The sequence below is a fragment of the Roseovarius sp. A-2 genome (assembly GCF_002072155.1).
In the GTDB taxonomy this organism is placed as follows: Bacteria; Pseudomonadota; Alphaproteobacteria; order Rhodobacterales; family Rhodobacteraceae; genus Roseovarius.
Genome location: NZ_BDIY01000001.1, coordinates 649678 through 670842, shown reverse-complemented (window position 1 = coordinate 670842; position 21165 = coordinate 649678). Strand labels below are relative to the sequence as shown.

Here is a 21165-nt window from a genome sequence, read left to right as displayed (position 1 = left end):
GCTCCAACCCAAGAACTTCTCCACGCATCAAAGACCCCGCATAAGACACGTCGCTAACGACGTAGTTAAACACGTATCTTAGATCATTGCCCAAGCGTCAGGCAGGCGGTGCCAATGGCGCGGTTACTCTTGATCCTCATTGAGTTCAACATCGAAGGCTTCGCGTAAAGTGATCTGTGTTCGTAATTGACGAACCTCTGGATCAAGTTGCGTCAAAGCCGCATTGGCTTGCTCATGAATACGCTTAACCCGCTCTTCAGGAAATCGCGTTACGATTCCCCATGGTTCAGGCGCCGCTGGGCTGATTTCGTGGGCATCTACCACATTCGGTGTCGGCTCCGAGGACACAGTACGCCCTGGCGTCAGCCAGTCGATTTCAGGTCGCATGAAGCGACAGAACCATGCGGCGAGTGACCATGCATCCTCGAGCAGGCTATCAGCTTGGCACGTCGAAACTGATCCGTTATGGGCAACTTTGTTCCCAAGCTTTCGGATCGTATGAAATTTCGAAAGGATCTCGGAGTTTAAATATCCATCTTCTTCAAGAACCTTCAAGCGATCAAACTGGCTCTCTTCGGCAATTAACTGCAGGTTGATGTATTTAAAAATATGGACGACCATCGCCTCGGTAAAGCCCCGCAATCGCAATGCGGAAAAATCAGGCATACTATTGACGGCGTTCTCTGCCTCGACTGCCAGAGCGAACAGATCAGGCCATAGGGATTGGAGAAAAGCGAAGCCTCCTCCTTGTTGGTTAGATCCGTTAGATTTCATGCTCAAATTACCCCAGCCTGTTTTTCAAAAACCTGATTGAATCCCCAGGCTTCTTAGCTCGCTCGATCGGTGTCAGTCTTGTCATAAAAACCGGGCAAAGGTTGGATTACAATGAGGAAATCTTCGTCGCGCTGCGGTCTCCCGCCGTTGCGTAGGGTCTCTCGACTGCAGTAACGCATCCTTTGAGGTGTTGCTCACTGTGAACATCTGCTGCTCGCCGACTTCCACTTCCACTTCCACTTCCACTTCCAGATCCGTTTGCAACGCCACGCACCATCAACTTCTCAAGGTTTCGCACAACCACGACAACCCATTGTTTTAACTTGAAATCCATTCCGCATCGCGGCCACCACAGGGCAAAACAGCTCCTGAGGTTCGCCCACCATGCCCGATACCGACGTCAATTTCGCCCCTCTGCCCGAAACGCTAACCACCGATGAGCGGTTGGCAGAACTCGCCCAGATCCTCGCCACAGCCGTGGATCGCACCAACCCACCGAAAATAAACGAGAATTTTCCGCACGACGGAGACAGTTCGCTGGACATCCTCGCCCTTGTTCGCCGTCGTCGTCACCAGTTGCGAGCCCGGGTTGGAGAGGACGAATGACGAGAAGTACAACGAAATCAGTAGGAAAGAGAACAGCACTTGGCACTGCGCAGGGCCACGCTGTCCTGGCGGACCTGGTCGCGCTGAAGACGATGACGGTGCCGGAGCTGCGCGAGAAATGGGCGGCGATCTTTGATGCGCCCGCGCCGAACACCAGCCGACAGAATCTCGAACTGCGGCTGGGGTACCGGATCCAAGAACTGGCCCTTGGCGGCATTGGCCGCGACACTCGGCGGACGCTGGACTCTCTGGCGGCGGAGGTTGCTTCCGGCGAACCCGGTCAGGTGATGACCGACCCACGACGTCCTTTGCCGGGTACCAAGCTGGTCCGTGAGTGGAATGGCGTCGAGCACACAGTCACGGTGCTGACGAAGGGCTTTGAATGGCAGGGGCGCCGGTACAAATCGCTCTCCGGCGCGGCCCGGGCCATCACCGGCGCAAACTGGAACGGCTGGAAGTTCTTCGGCTTCACACCGCGCCCGAGGATTAGCAAATGACGCGCCAACCACAGCCACAACCACCCCGCCGCCTGCGCTGCGCGATCTACACCCGCAAATCGAGCGAGGAAGGGCTCGACATGGAGTTCAACAGCCTCGACGCGCAGCGGGAGGCCTGCGAGGCCTACATCGCCAGCCAGAAGGCCGAGGGTTGGGTCTGCCTGCGCGACCGGTACAATGACGGTGGCTTCTCCGGCGGAACGCTAGAACGCCCCGCGCTGAAGGACCTGATTGCCGACATCGAGGATGGGCTGATCGACATCGTCGTGGTCTACAAGATCGACCGCCTCAGCCGCGCACTGATGGATTTCTCCAAGCTGGTCGAGATCTTCGACAAGCACGGTGTCACCTTCGTTTCTGTCACCCAGTCCTTCAACACCACCACGTCGATGGGGCGACTGACGCTGAACATCCTGCTCAGCTTCGCCCAGTTCGAACGCGAAGTCATTGGCGAGCGGATCCGCGACAAGGTCGCCGCCTCGCGCAAAAAAGGCATCTGGATGGGCGGGCCGGTGCCGCTGGGCTACAACGTGAAGGGCCGCAAGCTGATCGTGGACCCGGCCGAGGCCGAGACGGTCCGGACGATCTTCGCGCTCTATGCTCGGTCCAGTTCCACGGCGGAGGTGATCCGCGAGTTGGACGCGCGCGCGATCCTGACCAAGACCGGCAGACCCTACGACAAGACCTCGCTCCTCAAGACTCTGCACAACAAGGTCTATCGCGGTCTCGCTGTCCACAAGGGCAACGCCTATCCCGGCGAGCACGACGCGATCATCGACGAGACGCTGTGGGACGACGTCCATCATGTAATCGCAAACAATCGCGTCAAACGGGTTGCCGTTGCCAAGGAACCCTCACCGGCGCTGCTGCGCGGGCTGATCTTCACTGAAACCGGCGTGGCGATGACGCCCCATCACACCAAGAAGGGGACGCGACGCTATCGCTACTATGTCTCGATGGACGCGATCAAGAAACGGCCCAAGGCCGAGATCCGAGGCCCGCAGCGGCTCCCCGGTGGCATGGTCGAGGATGCCGTGGTCGGCGAAATTCGCCGCCTGCTGCGCACCCCCGAGGTCGCCGCGCGGGTGTCTCGTACCCTGCGCAAGGATCGGCCAGACCTTCGCGAGGCGGACATCAGCGCATCGCTCACGCAGTTTGACGAGATGTGGAAGGCGCTGATCCCGGCCGAGCAGGCGCGCGTGGTCAGGCTTCTGGTCGCGCGGGTCACCGCCAGCGACGCCGGGCTGGCGGTCGATCTCCGACATGAGGGCTTGGGCGCGATTGCGGCACTCATGGCCCCGGCCAAGTCTGAGGTGGCATAATGGCAGAGCACGAGACCCTCCGCGTCCATATCCCACTCACCCTGCGCAATCGCGGTGGCCGCCCTCGCATCCTGCCACCCAAGGAGATCGAGGTCGCCATGGATCGCGGCCAGGATGCCCGCCTGCTGCGCGCCATCGGCCGGGCGTGGGACTGGCGGCGCAGGCTCGAGCACGGTGACGTCACCACCATCGCCGATCTCGCCAGAACGGAGGGCATCTCCGACCGATACGTCAGCCGCGTGATCCGGCTGGCTTGGCTATCGCCATCGGTGCTGGAGCGGCTGGTCCTGCGACGCGAGCCCACGATACTGTCGATCTTCGACCTTTGCGGCGTGGCGGAGCTGCCATGGGTTGAGCAGCCGGGGCGCGTGTTTGACTGAGGGTCAGTGAAAGCTGGCCTGAAAGCTCGTGGCGGTCAGCGACACGTGGGCGTCGAGCGGCGGGCGCAGTTCGAACGCCTTCGGCTCGCGTGCAAAGTGATAGAGCCGCATGAGGCACCAATCCGCCCGCCGTTCGTCGGCAACAGCCAGCTCGTTGCGAGAGATATGGAATGGTGTGCGTTCCCAGCCGTTGGTCGTCTTCACTTCGATCAGACGGGGCCGACCATCCGGCGCATAACTGGCGATATCATACCCTGCGCCATCGCCATCCTCCTCCGAGACCCATCGCACCTTTGAAGCAAGATCAGAGCGCCCGGAGCCAGCCAGCACCGCTTTCTCATGCGCCAGCGCGCGTTCTTCTCCCGCCCGGCCAAGCGCGCGGTTGCGCTCGTCACGCTCCGCCACATCGAATTTGCGGGCGGTGGCGATGGTTTGCTCAAGTTCAGCCGGAGGCGGCTGGTTGCTGAGCGTCGGGGGCGGTCCAATCCAGAGTTGAGCTGCGTCGCGTAGGCCCATCGCGGGCCGTTCCGCAATACGAGACAGCCAGCCGGGGTTGAGTTCCAGCCAACGCGCCACCGCATCTTCCAGTGTGCCCTGGTAGTTTTGCGCGGGCTTGTAGCCGGGGATCCAGTCCTCTCCGAGGGCCCTGAGAACCGCGCTGATGTTCTGGTGCTTGAACTCAATCGAACTGCGGTTGCGGTCGATCTGGGTCTGAAGATCGCGATTGTGCGCGGCCTTGTTATAGGTCTGGCCAGCGAAGTCCGCAGCCAGCATCGCGAAGTAATCCGCGACGATCAGGTCATTCTCTGTATTTGTCCAAGGCCCGTTCGACATGCGGCCAGGCTAGACACGCGAAAATCATTTGTCATCAGCAGTTTCGTCGGGGAAATGGGATGCGAACCAACCCAAGAAATCCGCCGATTTACGCTGGCATCCCGAGCAACGCGCCTACCGCGTGTTCTGGCTATGTTGCCATTGATGTCGTTCGGAACGCGACTTTGGGTTTTGGCGGGGCTCGACGGCAGACCATTGAAAGATAGAAGAAAAACGGGACCGAACCGGAACGGACGAGGTTCGCCCAAACTGAGACTGGGGGTCATTCTGAGCCCAGCTTCGGCTAGGCGGCGCGTCTATGAGGTTCGGTCGGTTTCCGCAAACCCCTTTGATAACACGGGAAAATCCGTGCCCGTCAAGGCGGTGTCACTGGTTCGCAATTGGGATAATGGCGGAGAGAGAGGGATTCGAACCCTCGAGACGGTTTCCCGCCTACACACTTTCCAGGCGTGCGCCTTCGACCACTCGGCCACCTCTCCGTTGCGCGGTTTCTAGACGCAGGACCGGGGGATTTGCAAGAGGGTGTCTTTCGCCATGCTGCGATGATTGTATCTTTCCCGAAATTTCCTGATACTCAGGGCGAATATCCATCCGAAAAGACAAGATCAGCGACGAGCCGCCCGTGACAGCCCAAAATCCAAAGCCAGGCCGCGACGGCCTGCCCGCACCCGAATTGCAGCGCATTCGCACCGTGGCGCAGATCATCATCGCCTTTGCGGTGGTGCTGTTCCTGCTGGTGCAGGCGCGGTTCCTGCTGATCTCGCTGGCGACCGCAATCATCCTGTTCAGCCTGACCTCGGACGCGATCAATTCCATCGCGCGGATGCGGGTGGGGCCGGTGCGGGTGCCCAATTGGCTGGCGAGCATCGTGGCGCTACTGATGATTTCGGCGGCATTGCTCAGCCTGACGGCAATCATCCTGTCTCAGGCCAACACCGTGCTCTCGACCACGCTGGCCTATACCGACCGCGCGCCGCAGGCGATTTCGGCTATGTTCCGATGGCTCGGCCCCGATGCCGAAGAGGCGGTGTTCAACTCTGTGGCGACGCTCGAGGTGGCAGGTTACCTGCGCACCATCGCGGGACAGGCGGGAAGCCTGATGCAGGGCACGGTGCTGGTCATTCTCTTCGTTGGTTTCCTCTTTGCCGAGCGGATCTGGTTCGGCACCAAGCTCGAGAGCCTGTTCGGCGATGCTGCGCAGGCCGAAAAGGTCAGCCGCATCATCGGCTCGATCATTCACCGGGTGAACTATTACCTGCTGGTCAAGACCCTGGTGAGCGGTGTCACAGGACTGCTGGTCTATGGTATCGCGCGGTTTTTCGAACTGGATCTGGCGGCGGCCCTCGGGATCCTGACCTTCGTGCTCAATTACATCCCTTCGATCGGCTCCATCGTGGCGACGGTCCTGGTCGCGCTGGTGGCCTTCGTGCAACTGGCCGACGGGACGCTGACGCTGTTGATCTTCCTCCTGGTGGGCGCGATCCAGTTTTTCTTTGGCAACATCATCGACCCGATGCTGATGGGCCGCGCGCTGCGGGTGTCGTCATTTGGCATCATCATCAGCCTCGCCTTCTGGGCGGCGGTTTGGGGCATTCCGGGGATGTTCCTGGCGGTACCGATCATGGTTGCGCTGATGATCGTGTGCAGCCATGTGCCGGGGCTGCGCGTGGTGGCGGTGCTCCTGTCGCGGGAAGGGCTGCCGGAAACCGACTCCGACCTCGACATCGCACGCCCAAAAGCCGAAAGACGGCGTTCCTCCTGATCGGGGGCCCCACCATTGATTGCAGGCGTATTGGGCGGCACTGGATGTCTGACTTTTTGCGCTTGTCGCGCACCGCCGTGCCGCCCCTGTCTGTGAGAATCTCAGCGTGATGGGACCGACGGCGATCCGGTGGAGCGGCCTGGGCCATTCCTAGCATCCCTCATCCCCACCGCAAACACGCGACATAAAACCCGTCCATGCCCGCCAGATCAGACCAGTAATCGGGCCGCAGGCGCAGCCCGCCCTCCTCGGTGACCCATTCTGGCGCGATGCCGGGCCGCTCCAATGCGGCACGGTCAGCCGTCAGCCCCGGATGCCGGACCAGTGCCTCCTCGACCTGACACTCCCCCTCGTCGGGCAAAAGCGAACAGGTGCAGAAAACCAGCCGCCCCCCGGTCGCCAATAGACCGAGGGCATGGTCGATCATCGCCGCCTGCAGTTCGATCAGCGCGCCGAAATCGGACCCGTCCTTGGCATGGGGCAGGTCGGGATGACGGCGGATCGTGCCGGTGGCCGAACATGGGGCATCGAGCAACACAGCGTCATAGGCCCCTTTATGCTCCAGCGCGTCGCCCACCACGCACGCAGCCGTCAGCCCTGTGCGCGCAAGATTCTCCGCCACCCGCGCCATGCGCCGCTCGGATATGTCGAGCGCTGTCACCTGCGCGCCGCGCGCCGCCAGTTGCAGCGTCTTGCCACCCGGTGCCGCGCACAGATCGAGCACCCGCTCACCCGGCTTTGGATCGAGCACCTGAACCGGCAGCGCGGCGGCGGCATCCTGTACCCACCACGCGCCGCTCTCATAGCCTGGCAGCGCAGACACCTGCCCCGCCTCGCGCAGCCGGACAGATCCGGTAGGCAGCACGTTCCCCCCCAGCCGCGCGGCCCACGCTTCGGCATCGCTCTTGACCGTCAGATCGAGCGGCGCGCCGACAAAATGCGCACGCTCCATCGCCGCGACGGGGCCCTTGCCCCACGCCTCCACCAGAGGCGCGCGCAGCCAATCGGGCAACCCCGGCTGACGCAGATCATTCCACTTTGCGGGGGCCTCCTCGGCCATCTTGCGCAGCACCGCATTGATCAGACCCTTGAGGCGGTTGTGCCGGGGGTGCCGCCCGATGATCGCCACCGCCTCGTTGACCACGCCATGCGCATCACCGCCCTGCGCCAGTTCCACCGTGCCTGCCCGCAACACGTTGAAGACCGGCAAGGGCGGCGGCTTGCGCAGGTGTTTTGACAACAGCCGATCGGCCCGCCCCAAACCGCGCAGCGTGTCCGCCGCCAGCCGCTGCGCCCGTGCGCGATCCGCCGGGGCCAACGCCTCGAGCGCGCCACCTGCGACAAGTTCGGACATCAGCCGCCCCTCTCCCAGTACCTGATCGAGCAGATAAACGGCGGCGGAACGGGCGGAATGGCTGGTTTTTTTCACGGTCTGATCCTTGGCGAGACGGCAGGCGCGCGATATATCAGCGGGACACGCACAAGGAAAGCCCGACCATGAGTACCGAGGACACCTCCGAGACCCGCGACTTACCCCCCGCCGCGCAGCGCGCGCTGGCCGAGGCCGAGGCCCGCCGCAAGGCCGCGCAGAATGCGGACCTGCCCACCGAACTCGGGGGCCGCCGCGAGGGGCTGGAGCCGGTGCGTTATGGCGATTGGGAAAAAAAGGGACTCGCCATCGATTTCTGAGAAATGGATCGCTCCGGTCGCGTTACTCGAGATAGAGGTCCGCGTATTGCCCGCTGCCCTGATCTGATGTGAAACGTATCTTGTTGCCTTGCAGGCGCACGGCCTGACAATTGGCACCCAGTTCCGTGCTGCCCCAATAAAGATCGCGACAGAAGTAGTCGCCGTCCCACTGCCAGGTACCCGTCACGTCGCGCCCGAAGGCGCGGCCCTTGATCTGGCCCTCGGGGGTGACATTGAGGGAGATCCCGAACCGTGTCAGATCGCGGTCCTTGATCAGTGACACAAAGCGGTCACGTTCGGTGATTGTATTGAAGCCCTCGGCAGCGACCGGGGCCGCAAGGCCCAGACACAGGATGGAAATCAGCAGAGCGCGCATTTCATGAACCCTCACATGACGTGGTTTGTGCAGGGTTACGTGCGGGGCCCCGATCTGGATCAGTCGTCGTTCAGACCAAGCACGTCGATCATGTCATATAGACCCGGCTTGCGCCCCTGCCCCCAGAGCGCGGCCTTGAGCGCGCCACGGGCAAAAACGGCGCGATCGGTGGCGATGTGGCGCAGCACGATGCGCTCTCCGGCGGCGGCGAAGATCACGTCGTGCTCGCCCACGATATCGCCGCCCCGAATGGCCGAGAACCCGATATGACCACGCTCGCGCTTGCCGGTGATGCCGTCGCGGGCGCGGTCGCTGACATGCTCGAGCAGCACGCCGCGCCCGTCGGCCGCCGCCTCGCCCAACATCAGGGCGGTGCCCGAGGGCGCATCGACCTTCTGGTTGTGATGCGCCTCGACGATCTCGATATCGAAATCCTCATCCAGCGCCTGCGCCACCTTTTTCGTCAGCTGCGTCAGCAGGTTGACGCCGAGCGACATGTTGCCCGCCCGCACGATTACCGCATGACGCGCGGCGGCCCCGAGCCTTTTCAGATGGCCCTCATCGAACCCGGTGGTGCCGATCACATGCACCACCCGCGCCTGCGCGGTCAGGGTCGCCATCTCGACGCTCGCTTCGGGCGCGGTAAAGTCGATCACCGCATGCGCGCCCGCCACCAGTTCCAACGGGTCGTCGCTGACCGTCACGCCGAGATCGGCGCCACCCATGGCCGCGCCAACGTCCTGCCCGATCCAGGCATGGCCGGGCCGCTCTACGGCCCCGATCAGGCGCGCTCGCGGGCTGTCGCCGATCGCGCGGATCAGCATCTGCCCCATCCGGCCCGAGGCCCCGGTGATCACGATACCCGGCAATTCGCTCATGGCTGGCCTTCCCCCTCATGTGACGTTTCGGCCTTGCATAGCGTGGGGGCGCATGCCCGGCAAGACGCGCGCGGCATTGATCTTTCGGGCGATTCTCGCGCATATGACGGCAACGCTTTCAAGGAGGGTCACATGGACCTGCGCAAGATCACCGAAGATTTTTCCGTCTCGCCCCAGATCACGCCCGAGGACGTGCCCGCCATCGCCGAGGCCGGGTTTCGTACGATCCTGTGCAACCGGCCCGATGGCGAGGAATTCGGCCAGACCCCCTATGATGCCGTGGCTGATGCGGCACGCGCAGCCGGCCTCGAAGTGCGCTGCGTGCCGTTCTCTTCGGGCCAGTTGACGCAAGACATAGTAGAGGAATTTCAGGCTGCTCTGGCCGAGATGCCGCGCCCGGTGCTCGCCTATTGCCGCACCGGCACCCGCTGCACGATGATCTGGAGCCTCGTGAAATACGACGACCTTGGGGCCGAAGAGGTGCTGCGCGCCACATCGGGCGCGGGTTATGACATGTCGGGCCTCGTGGCCCAGCTTGACCGCCGGGCATGAAGGATTGGGCGATTGTCGGCCATGACGGTCGCTGCGCGCGGTCCTTTGTGCTGCGCGGCGGCAGGGTGGTCGATAGCGCCGATGGTCCGGACCGAGACGCGGCGCTCGCCGCATTGGTGGCGGTGCCGGAGCGGATCTTTCACATTGGCGACGGCATGCCGGACGGCCTGCCCGCCGCCCTTTTGCCCACCGCCCCGGGGCGCGGGTTGCCCGGCCTCAGCCAGGAAAGCCCCGCCGATGTGCTGGATGGCTGGGTGCGCCTGCTGCTACTGGGCTTTGTCGAAGCGAAACCCGACTGGGACGGGGTCGCCCTCGTGCTGACCGGGCAGCTCAGCCATTGGGTGCATCTGAGCGCGCGCGAGGCGGTGAGTTGCCAGAGTTTTCTCACCCCGCGCCTGATGACGGCGCTCGGCGGCACACTGCCCGCCGACATGGACGCGCTTGCCGACAGCCTGAGCCGCCCCGAACGCCTCGCCACGCACCTGCGCAGCGCCGAGGTGACGGGACAAACCGGCGCAATCACCGGACACCTGATCGGAGCGGAACTCGCGGCGGCCCGGCCCTATTGGCTGGGTCAGAGCGTCGCCATCATCGCCCCCGACACCGCCGCCGCAGGCCATGTCGAGGCGCTCGAGGCGCAGGGCGTCCCGGTGACGGTCGAGTCTCCGGAACCACTCCTTGCACCAGCCTTCGCGGCACTCACCACGCAACAGGGCACCCGAGGCTGAGCCGGCGCGCAGGCCCCAATCGCAATCTGTCGAGGGATCCTCGGGTCAAGCCCGACGATGACAAAGGACCCCGTCCAGATCACCCCTGGCCGGAGGAGGACAGCACCGCGTCGCACCATCTTCCCCCGCCCCGCACCGCCTGCTATTGGGCGGCATGCTGAGCTATCAACACCATTACCACGCCGGAAACGCGGCGGATGTCCACAAGCACGCGCTGCTGGCCTGGGTGCTCGACTACCTGACCCGCAAGGACAAGCCGCTCAGCTATATCGAGACCCATTCCGGCCGGGGCCTCTATGATCTGGAGGACGCAGCGGCGCGGCGGACGCAGGAAGCGGCACAGGGCATCGGGCGGCTCGAGGCCTGCTTTGCCCCCGACCACCCCTACCGCCTGCGGCTCGACGCCGTCCGCGCGCGGTATGGTGCGGATGCCTATCCCGGATCTCCGCTCATCGCAGCACTCGGCCTGCGCGCCACAGACCGCCTGCACCTGGCCGAATTGCACCCGGGCGAGCATCAGCTACTTGCGGATTACATGGCCCCCTATCGCGCCCATATCCACCGGCAGGACGGCTTTGCCATGGCGCGCGCGCTCTGCCCGCCCACACCGCGCCGGGGGCTGCTGCTGGTTGACCCCAGCTATGAGATTAAGGCCGAGTATGACAGCATCCCCCAGCAGTTCGCCCGGATCAACCGGGCCTGGAACGTGGGCATCCTGATGCTGTGGTACCCGATCCTGACCAGCGCCGCGCATGCCCCCATGCTGACCCGCCTCACCACACAGTTTCCCGACGCGATGCGCCACGAGGTCGGCTTTGCCCCCGCCCGCGCCGGGCACCGGATGATCGGCTCCGGCATGTTCGTGGTGAACCCGCCCTACGGGTCGCAGGAGGAGACGGCACGGCTCACCGACATTTTCGCGGCATCAAGCTGACAGAGGCACGATCCTGACCCATTCCCTGCCCCGTCATCCCCGCGCAGGTGAGGAACTCTGTCGACTTGAGATCCCCAGGTCACGCCCGAGGCGGAGAATTCGCGAGGTTATCCGGGCAGGTTCGATGAGGCCCACGAGGAAGGGCGCGTCCCGGCAACACCGCCCCGGCATCCTCGCCTCAACCCGCAAGGGGTGCGACAAAATTCTTTGATCTGCATCAATTTCGCGCATTGCCGCGCAGGGCGGGACATTCTAAAACCTGAGAGGATCACGGGCAGGTGAGCCACGCCGGATTCTGCGTGCCCGTCACAATCATCAGCAGGAGGCATCAAATGGCAGACGCAGCCATTCACGGCCACGAACACGAAGATCAGCGCGGGTTTTTCACCCGGTGGTTCATGTCCACGAACCACAAGGATATCGGTATCCTCTACCTGATCACCTCGGCGATCGTCGGTCTCATCTCGGTCATGTTCACCGTCTACATGCGGATGGAACTGATGGAACCGGGCGTTCAATACATGTGCATGGAAGGCGCGCGCTTCATCGCCTCGGATGTCGCCGAATGCACGCCCAACGGCCACCTGTGGAACGTGATGATCACCTATCACGGCGTGCTGATGATGTTCTTCGTGGTCATTCCCGCGCTCTTCGGGGGTTTCGGCAACTATTTGATGCCGCTGCAAATCGGCGCGCCGGACATGGCGTTCCCGCGGATGAATAACCTCTCCTTCTGGCTCTTCATCGCAGGCACTTCGCTTGGCGTCGCCTCGCTTCTGGCACCGGGCGGCAACGGGCAGCTTGGCTCCGGCGTGGGCTGGGTGCTCTATCCGCCGCTCTCGGTCAACGAGGCGGGCATGTCGATGGACCTCGCGATCTTCGCGGTCCACGTCTCGGGCGCCTCCTCGATCCTCGGCGCGATCAACATGATCACCACCTTCCTCAACATGCGTGCACCGGGCATGACGCTCTTCAAGGTGCCGCTCTTTGCGTGGTCGATCTTCGTCACCGCATGGCTGATCCTGCTGGCCCTGCCGGTGCTCGCGGGGGCGATCACCATGCTGCTCACCGACCGCAATTTCGGGACGACCTTTTTCGACCCGGCGGGTGGCGGCGACCCGATCCTCTACCAGCACATCCTGTGGTTCTTCGGTCATCCGGAGGTGTATATCATCATCCTGCCCGGCTTCGGCATCATCTCCCACGTGATCGCCACCTTCAGCCGCAAGCCGATCTTCGGCTACCTGCCGATGGTCTGGGCGCTGATCGCGATCGGGGTTCTGGGCTTCGTCGTCTGGGCGCACCACATGTATACGGTGGGCATGTCGCTGACCCAGCAGAGCTATTTCATGCTGGCGACGATGGTGATCGCGGTGCCAACGGGCGTCAAGGTGTTCAGTTGGATCGCCACCATGTGGGGCGGCTCGCTCGAGTTCAGGACGCCGATGCTCTGGGCGTTCGGCTTCCTCTTCCTCTTCACCGTGGGCGGGGTCACCGGCATTGTGCTCAGCCAGGCATCGGTGGACCGGGCCTATCACGACACCTATTATGTCGTGGCCCACTTCCACTATGTGATGAGCCTTGGCGCGGTCTTCGCCATCTTCGCGGGGATCTATTTCTACTTCCCCAAGATGACCGGGCGGATGCTGCCCGAATGGGCGGGCAAGCTGCACTTCTGGGCGATGTTCATCGGCGCAAATCTGACCTTCTTCCCGCAGCACTTCCTGGGGCGTCAGGGCATGCCGCGCCGTTATATCGACTACCCCGAGGCCTTCGCGGTCTGGAACTGGTGGTCGTCGATCGGGGCCTTCATCTCCTTCGCGTCGTTCGTCTTCTTCTTTGGCATCGTGATCTACACGCTGCTGCGCGGGGCGCGGTCAACCCAGGCCAACCCGTGGAACGAATACGCCGACACGCTGGAATGGACCCTGCCCTCGCCGCCGCCGGAGCACACCTTCGAGCAGCTTCCCAAGCGTGAGGACTGGGACAAGTCACCGGCCCACTGAACCAGATGAAACGACAAAACGCAGGCCCCGGAGAAATCCGGGGCCTCTTTGTTGAACGAGGAAGACCGCACGCCACGGGGACAGAGCACTTATCAGAGCGGCGCGCGGCAGGACCGAGCCCAACCTGACAAAAGCAGCAACGTGCGCAATATGTGGTGCGAAGTTCGTCAACCTGCCATCGGCATCAAACGGCTCTGCCCAAACCGATGGGCGATGCCGTGATCCGCAATCGTGATCATGGTAGCATCATGCCACGGAGCATGAAGAAGAACATGGCTGCAAATATCGCGGCCAGAGGAACGGTGATGACCCAGGCTGCCGCTATGCGAAGGAGCAGCTTGCGCTTGACGAGTTCGACCCGATGCACGCGCCCAAGTCCCTTTCTTTCCTTCTTGTCAAGCAGTCGGTCAGAGGCGCCCTGCGCTTTCATCTCGCGGAGCATCTCGCCCTTAGCGATCACGTCGGCTGCCTCGAAGCGGCTCAGGAATTTCTCCACCGTTTCGGGGTCCTCGTTGGCGTGATGCTCTCGAATGTCGTGCAGCATCCGCGCATAGCTCGACTTGATGTATTCTCGCAGGAAGCCGACACCGAACACGCCGCCGACGGCGATATGGGTCGAGCTGACCGGCAAACCGAGTTGCGACGCGATGATCACCGTGACCGCCGCAGCCAGCGCGATGCAATAGGCACGCATCTTGTCCAGCTCGGTGATTTCACTGCCGACTGTGCGAATGAGTTTCGGCCCGTAGAGCGCAAGACCGAGCGCGATGCCGATTGCCCCGACCGCCATCACCCAAAGCGGAATCGGCGCCGTCGAAGCGACACCTCCAGAGACGATGGCCTCGTTGATGCCCGCCAGCGGAACCACGGCGTTGACCCCGGACGAGGCTTATGCCAGCAAAACAGAACCAATGAGATTAGCAGCCTAAATGAAACCCTGATCCACCTTAACAAGGCTGCAATCCGGTCGAAAAACCAGGACCACCTCTGTGCGGCACAGAGACGGCCGGTGAACGGCAGATTTGGTCCGCCCAGACACCCACTGAAACCGCGGCCGAGGCGATGCTGCGCTGCATCCGAGGTCGACTGAGAGCCCAGAGAAGACCCTTTTACGTGAGGTGAAAAGGGCGACACTCGCCGCCCCTTTTTTGTTCTCAATGAGACGTCTTACCAAGAAAGCGTCTTTACGGTCGGATCGAACAACCAGCTTTCGACAAGCGGAAAGTTCCCCATTTGCACGCCGTCAATGTAGTCGCCCTCGTCCAAACCCGCTGCTGCTGAACAAGCTTGGCACATAATGACCACACCGCCATCCGCCATGAACGCAGACAACATGTCTTGGATAGATGTGCCCTTTTCGGCCATGAGACCATGAATGTGACTCGGGCGTTTCTTGTCGGCGAGATAAACCGCCCGAATGTTCATCCAGATTGCAGTCTTATGACCGTTCTTTAGAGACTTCTCATGGGCGAACATGATAGCTTTACCGGCCGCCCAGGTATCATCAGTTGTCAAGTTTACGAGTAGACCGGGCTTGCTGTCTTGCGCGCTTGCGGCAATCGGCGAAAGCAGCACAGAAACTGCCAGCAACATCTTCAAGATAAATAGTCGCATTTGTGTCCTCCAATGAAACTGGGGGAAACATCTCACAAAATGAATGCGTGGGAATGACATGGATCAACTTATGGCAGTTTTCCAGCCAAGAGCTCATAAACCATTGCGGGCTGGATGCTTCTTCGCCAGGAAACGTGGCCTTTCTGGCATGCACTAAAGGCGGCTTAGTCCCGCAGACCGCTCGCTCGACTGATCCAGCAGGAAGCCGTGGCGCATCGCCCGCCACATTACCCCTACCCCCTTATCTGGCCCGCACCGACGTGATACCGACGCGATGCAGATGCCGCATGTCCTGCAGGGCAAGGCCGTTAACCATCGAATCGCTGCACGTGCCGCCAACCCGCCCCACCCTGTCGCATTCACCCTTTCACCGCGACACGCGGCCATGCTAAGCCCGATGCGAGAAAAGCAGAGGCACCGAAACCGATGACCAACGAAATCCGCCTCGCCTTCGAGCATCCCGCCGCCCGCGCCTCGGCCACGGCCCCCGACGGCCCGCTCGATCGCATTTCCGTGCGCGACCATACCGTCGAGATGGAGATCGGGGCATTCCAGGCCGAGCGCGGTACCACGCAGCGCATCTGCTTCAACGTGGTGGTCGAGGTGCGCCCGATGACCGGCACGCTCGACGACGATGTCGACCGCATCCTGTCCTATGACAAGGTGACGGAGGCGATCACGACCGAGTTGGCCGAGGAACGGCTCAACCTTCTGGAAACGTTGGCCGAACGCATCGCCGAACGAATCCTGTGGGAGCCGCAGGCGGTCCGCACCTTCGTGCGCATCGAGAAACTCGACCGCGGGCCCGGTGCGCTCGGGGTAGAAATCGTCCGCTCGGTCGATGATCTGACCACCAAACCCGCCAGCCCGCATCTAGACACCGCGCCGCACCCGCATGTGGTGTTCCTGACCAACACTGCTGTGCGCTCGCCCAACCTGCCGCGCTGGCTTGACCAGCTTGAGGCGCGGGCCGAGCCGGTGATCCTCTGCGTCGGTCGCCCCGAGGTGGACAGCCCCAAGACCGGCCACCGCATGACGCAGCGCCGGGTCGACCTGCTGGCGATGGAACAGAACGCCTGGGTTCTGGCCGGGCGCGATGACCGCTGCGTCGTGGTCGCCACCCGCACGGAACTCGACTGGGCCATGAAGAACGGCCAGATCAGCGTCTGGGCCCCGTCGAAGATCGTGCTCGACGCGGTGGACGGCCCGACGGTCGGCCCCGACAAGCCGGTCGATCTCGCCGCCTGGTTCGCCGGACATATTGAGGCCTCTGACCTGCTGCTCATCGGTGAGGCCCCGCCATCCTCCTGCGATGTGCCGGTGCTCATTCAGGACATCGCCCGCTCCGGCCTGTGATGCGCTATTACCGTCCCATCCCCCAAACCGACCCCGCCCGCCCCGAAGGTGCCCTGACGCTTGCAGGCGGCTGGTGCTGGTTCGACACAGTTGAGGTGCTGGCGCGTGATGCAGCCCCGCACCTGATGCCCGCCCGCGACCTGCCCGATGACGCGATGACCCGTCTTTCGGCACCCCGCGCGCGCATAGCCGCGCTCGACATGACCGCGCCGCAGATCATGGGCATCCTCAACGTAACCCCCGACAGCTTTTCCGATGGCGGCCAGCATTTCGATCCCGCGCAGGCATTGGCCCACGCCCATGCCATGACGCGCGCAGGGGCTGCGATCCTCGATGTGGGCGGCGAATCCACCCGCCCTGGCGCCGCCCCGGTGCAGATCGACGACGAAATTCGTCGCACCGCGCCGGTGATCGCCGCCATTCGCGCCGAAATCGCGACGCCGATCTCCATCGACACCCGCAAGACCCCTGTGGCGCAAGAGGCCGCGCGTGTCGGGGCCAATCTCATCAACGACGTGGCGGGCTTCACCTTCGATCCCGCCCTTGCCCCCTTCGCCTCGGAACACGCCCTGCCGGTTTGCGTCATGCACGCGCAAGGCAGCCCCGAGACGATGCAGCGCAACCCGCGCTATGACGATGTCCTGCTCGATGTCTATGACTGGCTCGCACAGCGCGTCGAGGCGCTCATCGCCCTCGGCATCCCGCGCGGGCGCATCGTGGTCGATCCCGGCATCGGCTTCGGCAAGACGCAGGCGCACAATCTGCGCTTGCTGCAAAACCTCTCGCTGTTTCACGGGTTCGGCTGCCCGGTGCTTCTGGGGGCCTCGCGCAAACGCTTTATCGGCGATATCAGCAACGCGCCGCAGGCCTCCGATCGCATTCCCGGCTCGCTTGCCGTGGCGCTTGGCGGTGTGGCGCAGGGCGTGCAGATCCTGCGCGTCCATGACGTGGCCGAGACTCGCGCCGCGCTCGACCTGTGGCGCGCGGTGACCTTCGCCGCGCGCGCCTGAAAGTGTCAATCAGGGTCAGGCCGCCGCGAACCCCTTATCAAGCGCCGACAGGATCACATCGACCTCGGCCTCCGAGATCACCAGCGGCGGCGACATCAGCACATTATGCGCGCCAAGGCGCACCATCGCCCCGGCCTCATAGGTCGCCTGATGCACCCGCTTCATGGTCTCGGCATCCATCGGCGTCTTTTTCGACCTGTCGCTGACCAGTTCGATCCCTGTCATGAGGCCGTGACCGCCCCGCACATCGCCGATGATGTCATGTTTCTCGGCCAGCTTGCGCACGCCCTCATAAAGCTGCGTGCCGCGCGCCGCCGCGTTGGTCTTGGTATCAAGCCGCTGCGTCTCCGAGAGGCAGGCCACCGCCGCCGCGGCCCCGACGGGATGTGCCGAATAGGTGTAGCCGGTCCAGATGCTGCCCTCGGGGCCCGCGTTCTCGAACACATCCGCCACCTTGTCGCCCAGCAGGACGCCACCCACCGGGAAATAGCCCGAGGTGATGCCCTTGGCGATGGTCATCATGTCCGGCTGCACACCCCAATGCCGCGCACCGGTCCAGTCGCCGGTGCGCCCGAAGCCGCAAATCACCTCGTCCGAGATCATCAGGATGCCATAGCGGTCGCAAATCTCGCGCATGTGGCGCATGAAGGAGGCATCCGGCACGATCACCCCGCCCGCACCCTGGATCGGCTCCATGATGAAGGCGGCAATGGTGCTTGGATCCTGGAACTCGATCTCGTCCACCATCGCGGCGGCGATCTTTTCGGCCAGCTTGGCCGGGTCGGTCTCGTCATAAGGATTGCGATAGGTATAGGGGCTGGGCAGGTGGAAACAGCCTGGCAATAGCGGCTCGTAGGTGATCCGGAAGCGGTTGTTGCCATTGACTGACGCCCCGCCCCAATGGGTGCCGTGATAGCCCTTCTTGAGGCTGAGGAACTTGGTGCGCGTCGGTTCGCCCCGCAGGCGGTGATATTGCCGCGCCATGCGCAGCGCGGTGTCCACGCTATCGGACCCGCCCGAGGTGAAGAACACGCGCGTCATCCCGTCCTCGGCAAAGAACTCCTGCACCGCGTAAGACGCCTCGATCGCCGCCGGGTTCGTGGTGCCGGCAAAGGCCGAGTAATAAGGCAACTGCCAAAGCTGATCGGAAATCGCCTGTTTCACCACGTCGTTGGAATAGCCAAGGTTGACGCACCACAGACCGCCCACCGCATCCACCGGGTCATGCCCGTCGATATCAGTGATCCGCACGCCCTCCGCCGCCTTGATGATCTTGGGCGGATTGGCCTGCTGCTCTGCGGGATGACCCATCGGGTGCCACAGGTGACGCGCGTTCATTTCACGCAGGAAGTTGTCGTCTCTCATGAAAGCCTCCGAGAAAATGCGGGAATTTGATCAAATTCTGCCACCGCGGCCCAACCCTGTCCAGCGCGATTTCAGCGAGTCTGCCGACTCTCGGAGGCGATCAGCGCGCGCGCCAGACCGGCCAGTGTTTCATCGCTCAGATCGGGCAAATCATGGGTGATACGCGCAGCATTTTGCGCCATGTGGCGATAGCGCGGGTCGTAATGCCGCGCTATCAGGTCCGCGACCAGAGCCGGAAGCGCACCCTCGCCCGCCATGGCCCGCCACTTGGCCACCTGCTCATGCCCGTGATACCGTACCAACCGCCCGAGAATCGCATCGAGCCTGTCCGGGTCCGCCACCAGATCGTCATACTCCGCGATCAGATGCGCAACCCGCGCCGCCATCGGCGCGGTGAGGTGCATCACCTCAGCGGCCTTCATTGCACGGGCCAGCGCGGGCGGCAGGTTGATGCGCCCGATCCGGGTGCTTTCGGCCTCGACATAGACCGGACGCGTGGAATCGAGGTCTTTGATCTGCGCGGCAAGCGCACTCTCGAACGTCTTTTGCGAGGGTTGGCCACCCGCGACCGGCCCGAAGACCGAGCCGCGATGCGCCGCCATCTCCTCCAGATCCAGAACCTGACCGCCCTGCGCCGCAATATGGGCCAGAAGCCGCGTCTTGGCGGTGCCGGTGCCGCCGTCGATCAGCACCACACGGGCCGGAAAGTCGTGGTCATAAAGCATTTCGGATACCAGACGGCGATAGCTCCGATAGCCGCCCGCCACGGTATCCGCCTGCCAGCCGATCTGCTTCAGGATCACGGTGAACGAGCCGGACCGCTGCCCACCGCGCCAGCAATAGACCAGTGGCCGCCAGCCGCCCCCGTGATGCGCAAGCGGTCCCTCGATATGCCCGGCGGCATTACGCGCCACCAGCGCGGCCCCGATCTTGCGCGCAAGGAACTTGTCCTCCTGGACATAGATCGTGCCGACACGGGCGCGCTCGGCATCCGAGAGCACCGGCAGGTTGATCGCGCCGGGGATATGATCCTCGGCGAATTCCGACGGCGCGCGCACGTCGATGATCTCGTCAAACGGCAGCGCGGCCAGCGCTTTGAGGCTGTCGAGCGTGACCGGCATGATCAGGTTGTGGAGGCGGTTGTGGTCATACCCGTTCCATGCGCCGCCCCGCGCCCGAGTGCAAGGGGCTTTCCAGCCCCGCGCGCCCTGCGATATATCTTGCAAGACAGAACGCAGGCGGGGCATAAAGCGGTATGAACGATGATAGCGATACCGGGGTCGCGCCCCCCCGCCTGCGTCTCAGGATCGTGTTTGGCGAGGATGCGATGCTTGGTCCGGGCAAGGCGGATCTGCTCGAGGGCATCCGCGACACCGGCTCTATCGCTGCTGCCGGTCGCCGCATGGGTATGAGCTACAAACGCGCCTGGAGCCTTGTCGAGACCATGAACACGGCGTTTCACGCTCCCCTCGTGACATCCTCGCGCGGCGGGGCCAAGGGAGGCGGGGCAACGCTGACCGAAACCGGCGAAACGGTTTTGATGCATTACCGCAAGCTCCAGGAGATCGCCGCCGAGGCGGGTTCGGCGCGGATCAGCGCGCTATGTGCTCTTTTGGCCGATAGGTCTGATGGAAAATAACGCTTGATCGCACGGCTTACCTCGGCGATATGTTTGGCGGAACGTATCTAAGGGAAATTTTCATGCGTTTCGTCACTTTGCGCTCATGCACCCTGCCACTGGCCCTCGGTTTCGCCGTGTTCGCTCCCTCGGTCGCGCGCGCCGAGGTCGTGACTGTCTTTGCCGCCGCCAGCCTGACCACTGCGATGGCCGAAATCGAAACCGGGTTCGAGGCCCTGACGGGACATGATCTCGCGGTCTCGCTGGCCGGATCCTCGGCACTCGCGCGCCAAATTCAGCAAGGGGCCCCGGCGGATGTGTTCCTCTCCGCCAATCCCGGCTGGATGGACACGCTCGAAATCGACGGGCTGATCGCGCAGGGCACGCGGCGCGACCTCTTGCGCAACACTCTCGTTCTCATCGCTCATGACGCACAGCATCCCCCGGTCGAGATCGTCCCCGACATGGACCTTGCCGCGATGCTGGGCGACGACCGACTCGCCATGGCCTTGGTCGAGGCCGTCCCGGCGGGCATCTACGGCAAGGCCGCGCTGGAAAGCCTCGGGCAGTGGGAGGCGACAGCCCCCCGCGTAGCCCAGAGCAACAATGTGCGCGGGGCGCTTGCTCTCGTGGCGCTTGGCGAGGCACCGTACGGTATCGTCTATGCCACCGACGCGGCAGTCGAGGATGCGGTATCGGTCATCGGCACCTTCCCCGCCGAGACACACCCGCCCATCGTCTATCCCATGGCCGGGATCGCCGGGCACGAGGGGGCCGCGCAATCGGCCTTGCTTGACTACCTGCAAGGGGCCGAGGCGCGCGCGGCCTTCGCCCGGCAGGGCTTTGCCGTGATCGCGGATTAGG

The 21165-nt window shown here is 63.3% G+C and carries 23 protein-coding genes and 1 tRNA gene; 14 read left to right on the top strand and 10 right to left on the bottom strand.

Annotation, left to right across the window (positions count from 1 at the left end):
* Positions 1-123: 123 nt before the first annotated feature.
* Positions 124-774 carry a DUF4145 domain-containing protein gene (locus BHD06_RS03320; protein ID WP_080455520.1) on the bottom strand — a complete coding sequence of 217 codons (651 nt, stop codon included), beginning with the start codon at positions 772-774 and terminating at the stop codon, positions 124-126.
* Positions 775-1158: 384 nt separating this feature from the next.
* Between BHD06_RS03320 and BHD06_RS03315 the strand changes: the two genes are divergently transcribed.
* The 4 genes from BHD06_RS03315 to BHD06_RS03300 are packed head-to-tail and all read left to right on the top strand — an operon-like array spanning position 1159 to position 3579.
* A complete protein-coding gene (locus BHD06_RS03315) occupies positions 1159-1380 on the top strand; it encodes a hypothetical protein (RefSeq protein WP_080455519.1) in 222 nt (73 codons plus the stop codon).
* Positions 1377-1877 carry a DUF2924 domain-containing protein gene (locus BHD06_RS03310; RefSeq protein WP_080455518.1) on the top strand — a complete coding sequence of 167 codons (501 nt, stop codon included), beginning with the start codon at positions 1377-1379 and terminating at the stop codon, positions 1875-1877. Before BHD06_RS03315 ends, BHD06_RS03310 begins: the two co-directional genes overlap by 4 nt.
* The gene (locus BHD06_RS03305) at positions 1874-3199 is read left to right on the top strand and encodes a recombinase family protein (RefSeq protein ID WP_080455517.1); all 1326 of its coding nucleotides are present in this window, start codon (positions 1874-1876) and stop codon (positions 3197-3199) included. The genes BHD06_RS03310 and BHD06_RS03305 overlap by 4 nt, the downstream gene beginning before the upstream one ends.
* A complete protein-coding gene (locus BHD06_RS03300; protein WP_080455516.1) occupies positions 3199-3579 on the top strand; it encodes a hypothetical protein in 381 nt (126 codons plus the stop codon). Before BHD06_RS03305 ends, BHD06_RS03300 begins: the two co-directional genes overlap by 1 nt.
* Positions 3580-3582: 3 nt before the next feature.
* Here the strand turns inward: BHD06_RS03300 and BHD06_RS03295 are convergent, their stop codons facing one another.
* Positions 3583-4413 (bottom strand): DUF3883 domain-containing protein, encoded by an 831-nt coding sequence (locus BHD06_RS03295; protein WP_080455515.1) that lies wholly within the window; start codon positions 4411-4413, stop codon positions 3583-3585.
* 389 nt (positions 4414-4802) lie between these two features.
* A tRNA-Ser gene (locus tag BHD06_RS03290) sits at positions 4803-4892 on the bottom strand.
* A 212-nt stretch (positions 4893-5104) separates the two neighbouring features.
* Here BHD06_RS03290 and BHD06_RS03285 point away from each other — a divergent pair.
* Complete coding sequence (locus BHD06_RS03285) at positions 5105-6175, top strand: AI-2E family transporter (RefSeq protein ID WP_080455583.1); 1071 nt, start codon at positions 5105-5107, stop codon at positions 6173-6175.
* Between the two features lie 160 nt (positions 6176-6335).
* Here the strand turns inward: BHD06_RS03285 and BHD06_RS03280 are convergent, their stop codons facing one another.
* Positions 6336-7604, bottom strand: coding sequence for an RsmB/NOP family class I SAM-dependent RNA methyltransferase (locus tag BHD06_RS03280; RefSeq protein WP_080455514.1), 1269 nt, complete (start codon positions 7602-7604; stop codon positions 6336-6338).
* Positions 7605-7672: 68 nt separating this feature from the next.
* Here BHD06_RS03280 and BHD06_RS03275 point away from each other — a divergent pair, with 68 nt between their 5' ends.
* A complete protein-coding gene (locus BHD06_RS03275; protein WP_080455513.1) occupies positions 7673-7864 on the top strand; it encodes a DUF1674 domain-containing protein in 192 nt (63 codons plus the stop codon).
* 22 nt (positions 7865-7886) lie between these two features.
* On the opposite strand, the gene BHD06_RS03270 is transcribed toward BHD06_RS03275, so the two are convergent.
* Both BHD06_RS03270 and dapB read right to left on the bottom strand, forming a co-directional pair.
* On the bottom strand, positions 7887-8240 hold the full coding sequence (locus tag BHD06_RS03270; protein WP_080455512.1) for a dihydrodipicolinate reductase: 354 nt from the start codon (positions 8238-8240) through the stop codon (positions 7887-7889).
* Positions 8241-8299: 59 nt separating this feature from the next.
* Positions 8300-9118, bottom strand: a complete 819-nt coding sequence (dapB, locus tag BHD06_RS03265; RefSeq protein WP_080455511.1) for a 4-hydroxy-tetrahydrodipicolinate reductase — start codon at positions 9116-9118, stop codon at positions 8300-8302.
* 132 nt (positions 9119-9250) lie between these two features.
* Between dapB and BHD06_RS03260 the strand changes: the two genes are divergently transcribed.
* The 4 genes from BHD06_RS03260 to ctaD all read left to right on the top strand — a co-directional run bounded on the left by BHD06_RS03260 (position 9251) and on the right by ctaD (position 13338).
* A complete protein-coding gene (locus tag BHD06_RS03260) occupies positions 9251-9670 on the top strand; it encodes a TIGR01244 family sulfur transferase (protein WP_080455582.1) in 420 nt (139 codons plus the stop codon).
* Positions 9667-10398 carry a 2-dehydro-3-deoxygalactonokinase gene (locus BHD06_RS03255; protein WP_080455510.1) on the top strand — a complete coding sequence of 244 codons (732 nt, stop codon included), beginning with the start codon at positions 9667-9669 and terminating at the stop codon, positions 10396-10398. The genes BHD06_RS03260 and BHD06_RS03255 overlap by 4 nt, the downstream gene beginning before the upstream one ends.
* A 154-nt stretch (positions 10399-10552) precedes the next feature.
* A complete protein-coding gene (locus BHD06_RS03250; protein ID WP_080455509.1) occupies positions 10553-11332 on the top strand; it encodes a 23S rRNA (adenine(2030)-N(6))-methyltransferase RlmJ in 780 nt (259 codons plus the stop codon).
* Positions 11333-11664: 332 nt separating this feature from the next.
* The gene (ctaD, locus tag BHD06_RS03245; RefSeq protein WP_080455508.1) at positions 11665-13338 is read left to right on the top strand and encodes a cytochrome c oxidase subunit I; all 1674 of its coding nucleotides are present in this window, start codon (positions 11665-11667) and stop codon (positions 13336-13338) included.
* Between the two features lie 235 nt (positions 13339-13573).
* On the opposite strand, the gene BHD06_RS03240 is transcribed toward ctaD, so the two are convergent.
* Both BHD06_RS03240 and BHD06_RS03235 read right to left on the bottom strand, forming a co-directional pair.
* Positions 13574-14206, bottom strand: a complete 633-nt coding sequence (locus tag BHD06_RS03240; protein ID WP_376764835.1) for an inorganic phosphate transporter — start codon at positions 14204-14206, stop codon at positions 13574-13576.
* 299 nt (positions 14207-14505) lie between these two features.
* Positions 14506-14952: a DsrE family protein gene (locus tag BHD06_RS03235; protein ID WP_139784617.1), complete on the bottom strand. Its 447-nt coding sequence runs from the start codon at positions 14950-14952 to the stop codon at positions 14506-14508.
* Between the two features lie 426 nt (positions 14953-15378).
* Here BHD06_RS03235 and BHD06_RS03230 point away from each other — a divergent pair, with 426 nt between their 5' ends.
* Both BHD06_RS03230 and folP read left to right on the top strand, forming a co-directional pair.
* Positions 15379-16308 (top strand): dihydroneopterin aldolase, encoded by a 930-nt coding sequence (locus tag BHD06_RS03230; RefSeq protein WP_080455506.1) that lies wholly within the window; start codon positions 15379-15381, stop codon positions 16306-16308.
* A complete protein-coding gene (gene folP, locus BHD06_RS03225) occupies positions 16308-17318 on the top strand; it encodes a dihydropteroate synthase (RefSeq protein WP_080455505.1) in 1011 nt (336 codons plus the stop codon). Before BHD06_RS03230 ends, folP begins: the two co-directional genes overlap by 1 nt.
* Positions 17319-17333: 15 nt before the next feature.
* On the opposite strand, the gene BHD06_RS03220 is transcribed toward folP, so the two are convergent.
* Both BHD06_RS03220 and mnmH read right to left on the bottom strand, forming a co-directional pair.
* On the bottom strand, positions 17334-18683 hold the full coding sequence (locus BHD06_RS03220) for an aminotransferase class III-fold pyridoxal phosphate-dependent enzyme (RefSeq protein ID WP_080455504.1): 1350 nt from the start codon (positions 18681-18683) through the stop codon (positions 17334-17336).
* A 71-nt stretch (positions 18684-18754) separates the two neighbouring features.
* Positions 18755-19804, bottom strand: coding sequence for a tRNA 2-selenouridine(34) synthase MnmH (gene mnmH, locus BHD06_RS03215; RefSeq protein ID WP_080455503.1), 1050 nt, complete (start codon positions 19802-19804; stop codon positions 18755-18757).
* Between the two features lie 134 nt (positions 19805-19938).
* On the opposite strand from mnmH, the gene BHD06_RS03210 reads away from it, so the two are divergent.
* Positions 19939-20322 carry a winged helix-turn-helix domain-containing protein gene (locus BHD06_RS03210; protein ID WP_080455502.1) on the top strand — a complete coding sequence of 128 codons (384 nt, stop codon included), beginning with the start codon at positions 19939-19941 and terminating at the stop codon, positions 20320-20322.
* A 62-nt stretch (positions 20323-20384) separates the two neighbouring features.
* A complete protein-coding gene (gene modA, locus BHD06_RS03205; RefSeq protein ID WP_080455501.1) occupies positions 20385-21164 on the top strand; it encodes a molybdate ABC transporter substrate-binding protein in 780 nt (259 codons plus the stop codon).
* The last annotated feature ends 1 nt before the right edge of the window (position 21165 follow it).